At 38.6% G+C, this 12,102-nt stretch carries 10 protein-coding genes; 3 read left to right on the top strand and 7 right to left on the bottom strand.

Features of this window, described 5'->3' with window-relative positions; translation table 11 throughout:
• Positions 1–4 precede the first annotated feature (4 nt).
• Complete coding sequence (locus tag M0R16_05630) at positions 5–697, top strand: 50S ribosomal protein L25/general stress protein Ctc (GenBank protein MCK9612365.1); 693 nt, start codon at positions 5–7, stop codon at positions 695–697.
• A 65-nt stretch (positions 698–762) separates the two neighbouring features.
• Positions 763–1,344: an aminoacyl-tRNA hydrolase gene (gene pth, locus M0R16_05625; protein MCK9612364.1), complete on the top strand. Its 582-nt coding sequence runs from the start codon at positions 763–765 to the stop codon at positions 1,342–1,344.
• Between the two features lie 87 nt (positions 1,345–1,431).
• On the opposite strand, the gene M0R16_05620 is transcribed toward pth, so the two are convergent.
• From M0R16_05620 to M0R16_05590, 7 genes are all read right to left on the bottom strand, one after another.
• Positions 1,432–5,295, bottom strand: coding sequence for an SBBP repeat-containing protein (locus M0R16_05620; GenBank protein MCK9612363.1), 3,864 nt, complete (start codon positions 5,293–5,295; stop codon positions 1,432–1,434).
• A gap of 142 nt (positions 5,296–5,437) precedes the next feature.
• Positions 5,438–5,908 carry a hypothetical protein gene (locus M0R16_05615; GenBank protein MCK9612362.1) on the bottom strand — a complete coding sequence of 157 codons (471 nt, stop codon included), beginning with the start codon at positions 5,906–5,908 and terminating at the stop codon, positions 5,438–5,440.
• Positions 5,909–6,106: 198 nt separating this feature from the next.
• Positions 6,107–7,744 carry a hypothetical protein gene (locus tag M0R16_05610; protein ID MCK9612361.1) on the bottom strand — a complete coding sequence of 546 codons (1,638 nt, stop codon included), beginning with the start codon at positions 7,742–7,744 and terminating at the stop codon, positions 6,107–6,109.
• A gap of 235 nt (positions 7,745–7,979) precedes the next feature.
• Positions 7,980–8,666, bottom strand: coding sequence for an NAD-dependent deacylase (locus M0R16_05605; protein MCK9612360.1), 687 nt, complete (start codon positions 8,664–8,666; stop codon positions 7,980–7,982).
• 7 nt (positions 8,667–8,673) lie between these two features.
• Positions 8,674–9,180 (bottom strand): DUF2147 domain-containing protein, encoded by a 507-nt coding sequence (locus M0R16_05600; protein MCK9612359.1) that lies wholly within the window; start codon positions 9,178–9,180, stop codon positions 8,674–8,676.
• A gap of 93 nt (positions 9,181–9,273) precedes the next feature.
• Positions 9,274–9,525 (bottom strand): hypothetical protein, encoded by a 252-nt coding sequence (locus M0R16_05595; GenBank protein MCK9612358.1) that lies wholly within the window; start codon positions 9,523–9,525, stop codon positions 9,274–9,276.
• 17 nt (positions 9,526–9,542) lie between these two features.
• Complete coding sequence (locus M0R16_05590) at positions 9,543–10,448, bottom strand: hypothetical protein (GenBank protein ID MCK9612357.1); 906 nt, start codon at positions 10,446–10,448, stop codon at positions 9,543–9,545.
• A gap of 194 nt (positions 10,449–10,642) precedes the next feature.
• On the opposite strand from M0R16_05590, the gene M0R16_05585 reads away from it, so the two are divergent.
• Complete coding sequence (locus M0R16_05585) at positions 10,643–12,097, top strand: NADP-dependent malic enzyme (protein ID MCK9612356.1); 1,455 nt, start codon at positions 10,643–10,645, stop codon at positions 12,095–12,097.
• Positions 12,098–12,102: the final 5 nt, after the last annotated feature.

Here is a 12,102-nt window from a genome sequence, read left to right as displayed (position 1 = left end):
AAAAATGAAAGTAGTATCATTGAGCGGTTCCCTTCGCGGGAACGTAGGGAAAAAAGATGCTAGAAAAATCCGCAACGAAGGCGGTGTGCCTTGCGTGGTCTATGGCGGAAAAGAACAAGTACACTTTTTTACCGAAGCAAAAAGTTTTAAAAACATCGTTTTTACACCGGATGTTTGCTATGTGAAACTTCAGCTGGGAGACAAGGAATTGGATGCCATTCTTCAGGACATACAATACCATCCTGTTACCGACAACATTCTTCATGCTGATTTTCTGGAGTTGCATCCCGACAGGCCTATATTGATGAACATACCTGTGATTGTTACAGGTACAGCTGCCGGTGTGTTAAAAGGCGGCCGCATGGTTCAAAAGTACCGACGGCTAAAAATCAAAGCCCTTCCGGCACACATGCCTGAAAAGATAGAAATTAACATTACCCCGTTTGAAATAGGGCAATCGGTAAAAATCGGAGATATTCCTACCGAAAATTTTATGTTTACGGAAAACAAAAATAATACAGTAGTTGCTGTAACCGTAACAAGGGTTGTTGAAGAAGTTGCTCCTGCTGCTGAAGCCGCTGCTCCCGGCGCTCCCGGCACTCCGGCAGCCGCAGCACCAGGTGCTGCTGCAGGAGCTAAAGCCCCAGCCGCCGAAGAAAAAGGTAAAGACAAAGGCAAAGAAAAAGGGAAAAAATAAATTTCTTTGTATCACAAAGCTGCCGGGAAAATAAAACATCGGCAGCTTTTTTTATTTTTGTACTTATGATAGTGTCCGAATCCAAAAAATACCTTATCACCGGCCTGGGCAATATCGGCGATGAATACGCCAACACCCGCCATAACGCCGGATTTGTGGTTCTGGATGCGCTGGCACAACGACTCAGGGCGTCATTTGCAAGCGGGAGGCATGGCGCTGTTGCCCGGGTTACGCACAAAGGGAAAACGCTGTTTCTTCTGAAACCAGCCACCTATGTGAACCTGAGCGGCAAAGCAATAAAATATTGGCTGAATGCCGAAAGCATCCCGGCCGAAAACCTGCTGGTGGTGGTTGATGACCTTGACCTGCCGCTTGGAACTTTACGCATGAAAGCCAGAGGCGGCGATGGCGGCCATAACGGACTGAACCATATTATCACGACTTTGGAAAGCGAAGAATTTTCGCGACTGAGAGTTGGCGTGGGCAATGATTTTGCCAAAGGCTACCAGGTGGATTATGTGCTTGGAAAATGGACCAAAGAAGAGGAAAAGATCATGCTTGAGCGGATACCCGTGGCTGTTGATGCCATACTCAGTTTTGTTTGCGAAGGCGTGAATATCGCGATGAATAAGTATAATAATAAGTGAATCGTTAACTGTCGGGGTGACTGCGCGAAAGCATGCGCAATGGCAGTCACCCCGTCAGTAATTTAAAGGCTTGCTGCTCTTTGTATCTTATTTTATTATTACCAGTTTATCTTTTGCTAGCATTTTTCCCTGTGCCGATATAACCGTATAAAGATATATTCCGTTATCCAGCCCGGATGTACTTATCTGAACCCTGTCGGACATTTCGTTGATTTGTTTCCTGTAAGCTTCACGGCCGGTCAAATCATAAATTGAAATATAGGTGCCAAAATCAATAAGGGTTTTGGATATCAGCCACATCTCTCCGTTGTTGGGATTGGGAACAATCATAAAATGTTTTTCCTCAACTTTAATTTGCCGGTCATCTTCCGGTGAAACGCTAAGCATCGTTCTCAAAGGCGCCAGCGAAGGGCATTGAGAATATTTGGACATATAAATACTGTAAGAAGCATAATTGCTGTCGTTTTGAGGCTCATATCCGGCTACATATAAATTCAGGTTGGGGGAAATACATGCAGAAACGGCCTGATACGGAAAAGTTATCGAAGCCACTATATTCCCTGCAGAATCTGCTTTCCAGCAATTATCTGTTGAGCCAAAATAAATGTTGTTGTTGCGGTCCACAAAAAAATCATAAACCGGATTTTCATTTAAAGACCATAATACATTTCCTGTAATATTGTCGTATTTTTTCAGAAAGTCTGCCGGGCCGATATTTCCCACATAAATATTATCAGAGTTATCTACAAGAATTTTATTGAAGTTACCCGGCTGATGCCAGATAAAATTACCATCATTATCATATTTTACAGTCCCTGAATTGCCGGTAACAAAGATGTTGCCTGCTTTATCAAGAGCCATTCCTGTTGCATTGTCGGGGCCGGACAAGTTGATATCTTTTTTTACCGTCCACAGAACATCGCCCGCCGGATTTCTTTTTATTATCAGATATTTGGTATTATTGCCCGGAACATCTATGCAACTGCCGGCCAAATAAGTATTTCCAAGATTATCAACGCTCAGGTCTGCATTATAAATACCCGGATTCTGGCTGTAATCGCCGCTAAAAAATGTTCTGACCCATTGCTGCCGACCCAGGGCATTATATTTTATTGTTACCAGATTTACTAGAGCGTTTTGTTCAATGCTATACCCGCTTACATATAAATTCCCGTGATTATCCGTTACTAAATCCGTAACATAGTCCTGGCTTGTAGGGCTTTTTCCTGCATTGTATTGCCGCATCCATTGCTGTGTTCCCGACGAATCATATTTCAGAACCAGAAAATCAACATTGTATGAGTACACTCCCTTATTTCCAATAATATAAATGTTACACAGCGAATCCGTGCATAAATTCACGGGGTTGTCGGAAATATTTCCAGGGCTGGCATAGGTTCTTACCCACTGCAAATCTCCATCCGAATTATATTTAAGCAGCAATAAATCCGTATTTGAGATATTGTAATATTGTGCGCCCAGTACATGGATATTTTCATTAATGTCTATGGTCTTTGCAACTAAATTTAAGGGGTCTGAGGCACCAAAGTACTGCCTTGTCCATTCCGGTTTTGGAATATCTGTAATATTTAATTGAAGAGGGCTGAGGGCGAACCATTCTGGTATAGTTCGGAGAGTAGTGTCTTCAATGACATAGCCCTTACCGGATTTGAAACCAAAGAGGGCTGTGCTGTCAAGGGCTTTCAGCTCGCGATCGTAAAAACAGAAATACCCGTTTGAATCTGTTACCGCAGCGGTTATGTTTTGCACGATATTGTCGTTGGTATCCACAAGATAAATAGTATCATAAGGGAGAGGAGCAGAGCCGCAGGCGGGGCTTTCGGTGAGGGTGCCGCATAAAGTACCCCTGCAATCAGGCACTTCAAGTACAACTTTCATGGTATCCGAAACACCGTTGGTGTCGGTTAGTATGAGTGTGAAATTGTAAGTTCCCGGCTCATAAAAAACTTTTGGGTCCACTTCCGTTGAAGTTGTTCCGTTGCCGAAATCCCAATAGTAGGTATGCAGTTCATCAATGGTGTCGCCGTTGATGCCCTTAAAACGCAAAGTATCAACGGGACATTCGAGTTTAACATAGTTGCTCATGCCGGTGTCTTCGTCAACTTTCAGGTCATAAGGTGTTTTTTGTGCTGATATAAGCGAGTCATAAAAAGGAATATGCATATTATCAGGATAATCAGAAACTGTTGTGTTTTTTGCCCCGCCAGCATATTCGTTACAATGAAGCTCATTAATATACGCATGGAAATAACAACCTTCTTTAACTTTAAACCCGGGTTTCAAATGTATGGAAGTGCCGGCAACATAAGTTACATTGCCCGGATTATCAGTAATCACTGGTTGTGTTTGAAGGCCTATTTCCTGAGTGGATTCCAGTGTGTTAAAGGCAACAAATTTTGCTGGCCGAAAATCTGTGCCAAACTCATAAAAAACAGGGTTATCGGGTGGGCCTTGAGGATTGTTGTTTGGTAAGCCCAGTTGCTTATTAATGGGCATATACCCGGCAAGTTTTCTGTCAACGTAATTTACGTAATGCGGACAATTTTCATAATTGATAATGTGATATAAGTTATAGAGGAGCATATAGTCTAACCCATGATAATTCCCGGTATACCAATCGCCATGATTTTGCCACATTTTATCTTTTGACCATTTATAGGTAGATGTCCAGCCTATTCCAGAAGAATAAATACCATATCCCTCATATTCCCATTTTTCTTTAATACATTTTCCTTCATTATCATATTTTAAACATATTTTATAATAATCCGAACGATAACTATATGGGCCTTCGCATGGAGATGCATTAAGTTGGTCTAAGGCTTTAGTACATAAATTTTCTTGAAAATTATCTGACTTTTTCGTGTTGTGTAAAACTTCCCACAATAATATATAAAATGTTTCCCAATTATGAGGCTCACATATAACATTTAAACTAGAACCTGTGCTAATCCATGAATTGCTTATTGCGCCAAGTACTGCTGTTAAATCTGGATCACTTGATGCGGGGGCAGATGTGGAGGAAAGAAATTGCCATACAATGGTCTCAAGTAGTGCTGGCACCATTCCAAGTTCCAAAAGTAGAGGCACTGAATACATATAAGTACTTCCTCCCTCTGCATCACAAATTTTATGACCATCCGGTTCGTACAAACGATACATTAAATTACCATATAAATAATCTCTGTTGATCAAAAATCGTATAATTTTTTCTTTCATACTGGAAGCAAGCGCATAACATGAACCAGCAGTTAATTTTATTGTTAATTCAATACCCATTAATAAAAAAATAGCCTCATCCTTGCTTATACTTTCGGGATGCCCGTTAAATTCTTGTGGTGTTATTGAAAAATCATAATTTCCATTGCAAGCCTTGGATGTTCGGTGATCAACATAGCCGGGATGGCCTCTTGGTAAATTATGAAAATTATATGTAGAATTAATTACACTTGGGTCTTGAGCTGGGGGTTCGGTATAATACCCCTCCCATGTATTTCCCTGGGTAAGGTTTTTATTAAGTAACTCAAGATGTGTTTTTCCAGAAGATGTTTGTCCGTTATAAGAATTAGGATTAAAGAAATCGCAAGCAACATTACCCCTAATAAAAAAGCCATTAAAACTTTCATCTTGTTCCCAGTACGGCTCTGCTTTTTCATCCCAATATTTTTTTACTGCATTTAAAGCTAAATAAAGTTCGTTGTATGTTTTGGCCGCATCTTCATATTGCTCATTTCTCATTAGCAAATAATATTCTGTCGCAAGCATACCAATATACAAACCTGTATGTTTCCCATGCTGGCCGTAATCGGCGTTTTTTGATTTAGGATGAACTAATGTGTCTGTAATATCGTTATTAAGAAAATCATTATCAGCCCATAGATGATTTCTTACGCAAATCAGTTGACTTTCACCATGCTTTTCACCAGGCACAACGAAATACTTTAATCTTTCTCTATAATACCAATACTTAATCAGATCGGTTTTAATTTGACATGTTGTAATTATTGGGGAATAAAAAAAATATAAAATAAAAAAAACAATCTTAATGTTGAGATTTTTCATCATTTTTTTATTAAAATACATTTTCAAATTTTATTAGATATTCTTTGTTGTTAAAATTTGTTTTCATTTTAATATCATCGTTAGTTAACCTTAAAATGTACCAAGCAGATGTTTTATTTTTAAATGGACCAGTACCATAAATACCATTGGCGTTAGAATCATAAATGTCAAAAATCTTATAATCTTCACTTAATTCCCAAAAACAAACCATATCAATAAAAACACCATCTACACGATACCCAACAATTCTTAAAACATCATAAGAATATACTTCGTTATAATATATTTCAACTGAAGTTCCATAATAATCCTTAAATAAAATTAAAGAGTCTGCGTTATCAACAGAATAAGTTGTCAAATTATAATAGCCGTATAGTTTCCCTTTTACAGAACTTCTGCTCATACACGGTCCTTCTTTATATTTTACACAACCTGATGTAACAGATGCTATTGCTATTAAAATCAAAAAAATTTTTTTCATAATTATTCAGTCTTTTGAAGATTTATAATATTCTTTTTAACGGATATTACCCTGTCATAATTAAAAGAATATAATCCTCCATTACCGCCTATTTCAAAAAAAATGGAATTACTTGCATATCTGGTTGAATCATTTTTTTCTGAGTTTTGAGATATACAGTATAGGGAGAATAATGATAAATAAAAAGCTATTATTATTTTAATCATTTTTGTTTTCGTTTTTCAGTTTTGAAATTTCTTTTTCCATCTCCTCATTCTTCTTGTTAAGCTCAATAACATACAATGTTAACTCTTCAATTTTTTGTAGTAATAGATTTTGAAATTCTCCGACATTTAAACCATTTGAATTTACTTCATTTGCTGATGGGATACCTGGCAAATGGTGGTTTTTATAAATAAATTTTTCTAAATCTCTTATTGTCATAAGATTGTAATCCTTATCAAAAACAAAATCTCCAAGCGTTCCTAATGAGACTGTAATTTCCCTGGCAAAAACTCTTCCACTGCCATATACTAAAAAATTTTCAATGCCTGAATTCCAAACAGCCATTGCCTTCGTATCATCTCTATCAACATCCATTTTAAAACAATACCCGTATTGCGAATTACCGTGTGTGGTTTTTATCCACAGCCCATTATCCTCTCCAGCATCAATTTTTGCCTTATAGTTTTCAGGATCATCAGTACCTATACCTAAATTTCCATCCTCTGTAATTCTGAACCTTTCTGAACCGTTTGTGAATATTCGGAATGGCCTATAATTACATGTTCCAATATAATTAGCATTGGCATTTGTACTATTGATTTGATTTCCCCCCAGAAACCATGCTGTCGAAGGTGTGCCGCAAAAATGTATCTGTGTCCCGACAACAAAGGGATCTGAAAGGGTTATAATCGTGCCTACTTCGTCGGCATAAACAAGATTATAACTTTTTGCAGAAGTACTGTCAAATTTAAAACCGTCGCCTGCAAGGCTATCACTTTTTAATATCCCTGTAATATTCATATTTCCATTTACGCCAAGCTTTGTATCAGGATTGTTGACTCCTACCCCCACATTCCCATCTTTGCTTATGGTAAGGCGTTCCATGCCGTTGGTTTTAAAAACCAGGTCATTATTGTCGGCTGTGCCTATAAACTGGCCGGGAGGGCTGGTGTTGTAATTACCGTCCATAGTCCAGCCCTCTTTGCCGGGCTCACGGAGGTTAAAACTTAAATAATATTTTTCTCCGTTGCCACAGGAGCTGTTGTCACTTATAGTCACCGAATATTCTCCGGCGCCCAGCCCTGCGCGGTCCTGCGTAACAGCTCCGTCACTCCAGTCAAAGCCATAATTACCGGAGCCGCCGGTAACGGTGAGTTCTATGATACCGTTAAAGCAATTATAACAACTGATATTATAACCGTTGGGATACATATACACCGTCGATGCTATTTCGGGCTGTTGCTTGGGGTCGGGCTCCTGTAAGGTTATCTCGGCAGTAGCTTCGTTGTTTTTCGAGTCAACCACCACCACCTTATAATATCCGGCGGGCAGGCCGCTGATGTCTTCTGTGGTTTCGCCGTTACTCCATTTAAAATGATAGGGTGCTTTTCCCCAGCTGACTGTAAGGTTTATACTGCCGTCCTTGTATCCAAAACAACTGGTGTTAAACCCGTTCGGATATACATAAGGTGTTAAAGTAATGCTGATTTGGGCCGGCGGAATAGCGGGGTCATTGCTTTTGGGAGATGTAGTCAAAGAGGAAGCATTGACACTACCGAGTGTAACAATATACAGTAGAACTACTGATACTTTTACAAAAGACCTGTAAAGATTCAAAGCTGATGTTTTCATAATGATGTGTTAAGATTTTCTTTGTAAAATTAAAAAAGAAATATATTAAAAGCAAGTATTTTATATAAAATAATTTTCAGCCTTGATGGCTTTGTCAAATTCTTAAAATATATTTTATTGGTACGGTAAAAATGTATTTCGTCCCTATAGGAATTAATAATCTAAGTGTTAATAATTATCTGCCAATATTCATTCCCTTTGGGATTGTCCCGTTAGGACTTAAGATTGGTAAAAATTATTCCTGAAGCATTTTCTCCACCAAAGCCGGCACTCCTGTTCCGGCTTTTTCTTTGATCACAGTGAGATTTTTATAATGTGATGAATTTGCCGCTTTCGGGTCTATGTAATATTTCGGAACAGAAGTCGGCGCATAGTCAATAAGGCCAGCGGCAGGGTAAACAAGCAGGGAAGTCCCTATAATCAATAAAATGTCTGCTTTTTTTGCCAGGGTAGCTGCAAGCATTATGTTGGGCACAGCTTCGCCGAACCAAACAATATGTGGTCGCAATTGCGAACCTTTCGCACATTTGTCGCCCTCTTTAATGTCATTAAACCCGATGTCATAAATCAGGGTTTCGTCAAGAGTGCTCCGGGCTTTGGTGAGTTCGCCATGCAGATGCAATATGTTTTTTGAACCCGCCCGTTCATGCAGGTTGTCCACATTTTGAGTAATGATATGAACGTTATATTTTTTTTCGAGTTTTGCCAGGGAATAATGGGCGGCATTAGGTTCCACTTTCGCCAGTTGCCTTCTGCGTTGGTTGTAAAATTCGAGTACAAGATCGCGGTTCCTCAACCAGGCATCATATGTGGCAACATCCTCGATGCGGTGTTCTTCCCACAACCCGTCGCTGTCGCGGAAGGTTTTTATACCGCTTTCGGCACTTACACCCGCTCCGGTCAACACAACAACTGTCTGCATCCGCAAATTATTTTTGTACCCTGGTGAAATAAACAGATTTTCCGATAAGCGAAAAACCAACATAGCCATGCAACTCAAGAACATTATGGCTTGTCAATTTTATCCAGCAGGAGTATGTCTTTCCATGCTCAGAGTCATAAAGCTTTCCGTCAACATATTTATTTTTTGAAGGATCGTATTTGAAGTTATAAAACAGAACAAGTCCCATAACAGGCCTTTTACGCAATGCAGGGTTTGGGTTATGTTTATCCAGTTTGGGCTTCCCGGTTTCGGGATCGTTAGGAACTTTAAACCAGCTTACTTTCCCGGAATAGGTAGTTCCGTCTTTGAAAAAAATAATCCGGCCCTGGTTTTCGGGTGTCCACCATTCGCCACAAAGGTTATCTGCGGGTAAGTTTTTTTGGGCAAAATTTCTGTTGGCGGAAGAAATAAAAATGAAAAAAAACAATAAAAAAACAGTATAATGAAAATAACTTTTGTTATTGTTAATCCTTAATCTGATTTTTTTCCCCATAATAATTATGCTGTTAACAAAACACATACATAGCTAACACAAATAACCACATATTTAAAGAAAAATTATTCCTTTTTAGGAGATAAAAAATAGTTATTCTACCCAACAATGCTCACAAGCATAGCCCGAGGCCCTGCAACCATCAAGAGTGTTGTAACATGTGCCGTGACCGTCTGTATATTCGTAACCACAGCAGTGTTTTGCCGAAGAACACCAATAAGGATAGTCGGGGTCGGTGCAGTTATCAATGTCAACACAGCTGGTTAAAAAACCGGAAATGCTGATAACAGCCAGTATCAGTCCGAAACTTACCGGCACGATACACTTCATTAGTTTTGATTTCATGGGTTAAAAATTTTAATTTATTGTGGAAAATATTGCTTTTTAAATGTTACCGGTGATGGCAATACGGATTGGATAACAAATTTAACTGTATCATGAATTATAAAGAAAGTTGTGGGAAATCCATCTGCTAAAATACTGATTGTATCTGCTGGCATTTCAATAATTGAAAAGTCCGGCGAAAAATTTTTATTAAAAAAATCTTTGGCAGTGGGGCTTCCGGTAGAAAAGGCGATAATGCTGTCCACAGCCCTTGTTTCTTTAAAATGATTAAGGTTTTCTATAGAATTCCAGCAGTGCGGACAATTATAGGAAAAACAAAAAACCAGGTATGTGCTATCGTAAGAAGTTGTGAGATATTTTGACAATTGAGTGTCTTTAATTGGTAAATTTTGAAATTTATGTTTATTTTTTTTCCCTGAGCTCATAAAAGGATTTTCGAAGGTATATCCCGCGATAAAAATTGAAATTCCCATAATTAAAATGATAACATAATATTTCCACCTTGCTGTTGAAGTTTTTTCGCTCGGGTATTTGAGCCAAATTAGAAATGATAATATGATCAATAGCAGATTTCTAACAAATGAAAATGCGGGGGAAATATTTGTATGTTTCATAGTTCCGAAACAACCGCAGTCATTTACTCCTTTTGAAAAATGCGCATAAGCAAATGCGGCTGTGAAAAATATCAATAGTAAAAAAGAATAAAAAGCAGAAGACTTTGGTTTTATTAGTAAGATTAGTAAAAGCCCAAGAAAAATTTCTAAAATAACAATAACAGGAGAAAGAACCATGAAATAGCTGAACCCATATTGTGCAATTAGTTTACTAAAAGCAGCCGTATCTAAAACTTTTCCGAAACCAGAGAAGATGAAGAAAACACCAATGATGACAGAACAGGCATTAAGGACTTTTTTGTCAAACATTTTTCTGGATATTAATCATTTAAAAAATTCGGTTTTTACCTAACTTCAGTAAAGTCCAAAAGTAAATCATTTTTCATAAAAAAACAAATGTTATTAATATAAAAAGCAAAAAAATTATTCACCATTAAAAAAAATTTTTCAATTGAAAAATGTACTTTTACATTCTATTAAAAACAACATAATTTAAAAAATATATGGAAAAAATACAACTGGACTTATCAAACTTAAATAAAGCTTTTCCTAAAAATTTTACACAAGAACAAATTGCAAAAGCAAAAACAATATTTTTAAAAAAACTTGCCGAAAGCGTTCACCGTTTTTATGAAGGAAAAATACAGACAGTTCCCAAAGCACCCGTTATGGGGTTTAACTGGTTCAATGTGTGGTACACACCCGGAGTTTCTAAAATTTCCACAACAATACGTGACAATGTTGATGCTTCATTTCAGCTAACCAACAGGGGCAATTTTGTTGCTGTTGTCAGCGATTCCACACGTGTTTTGGGCGACGGGGATTGCGGGCCTTCGGGAGGTCTGGGCGTTATGGAAGGCAAGGCTTTCCTGATGAAATACCTTGGAGGTATTGATGCCGTTGCCTTATGTGTTGACAGTAAAAATGACAAAGGGCAGAATGACCCCGATAAAATCATACAGTTTGTGAAAATGGTTCAGCATAGTTTCGGCGCTGTTAATCTTGAAGACATTTCACAGCCCAATTGTTACAAAGTTCTTGATATACTGCGTGAAGAATGTGATATTCCTGTTTGGCACGACGATGCTCAGGGAACAGCCTGTGTTACGCTGGCAGGACTTCTCAACGCCTTAAAACTTGCGAATAAGAAAATATCCGATGTGAAAGTCGTGCTTTTTGGAGCCGGAGCAGCCAATACAACAATTGCGCGCCTTTTTATCACGGATGGCGGAGATCCTAAGAAAATCATCATGTTTGACACCAAAGGTTCGTTACATACCGGCAGAGAGGATATTAAAAACGACCCACGCTTTTACCGCAAATGGGAGCTCTGCGAAAAAACAAACCCGCATAAAATTTTAAATATTAAAGAAGCTGTGAAAGGTGCCGATATTCTTATTTCCTTATCAACTCCCGGCCCGGAAACTGTAAAAAAAGAATGGGTCAAATCTATGGCTGAAAAATCCATTGTTTTTGCCTGTGCCAATCCCGTTCCTGAAATTTACCCTTATGCAGCTAAAGAAGCAGGGGCATATATCGTGGCGACAGGGCGTGGAGACTTTCCAAACCAGGTGAATAATTCCATCGGCTTCCCGGGAATCCTTAAGGGTGCATTAATGGTACGTGCTAAAAAGATCACCGACAATATGGCTATTGCTGCCGCACATTCCCTCGCAAATTATGCCGAAAAACGCGGTATCAGCCCCGAAAATATTGTTCCCAACATGAATGAAGCTTCGGTTTTTCCCGAAGAGGCAGCGGATGTTGCTATGCAAGCAATAAAAGACGGTGTGGCACGTATAACAATTTCCCGTGAAGAAGCTTTTAACAGGGCAGAGAAAGACATCCGGGAAGCCAGAGCAATGACACAGGCCCTGGTAGATAATGACTTTATTCAAAAACCACAACAAGAAATATTACAACAGGCACTTGACTTGGCTATTCAGGAAGTTTTGTAAATTTG

Source organism: Bacteroidales bacterium (assembly GCA_023228145.1).
GTDB lineage: Bacteria > Bacteroidota > Bacteroidia > Bacteroidales > CAIWKO01 > CAIWKO01.
Note: the sequence above shows the minus strand (reverse complement) of the source record. Positions and strands in the feature narration are given on the sequence as shown.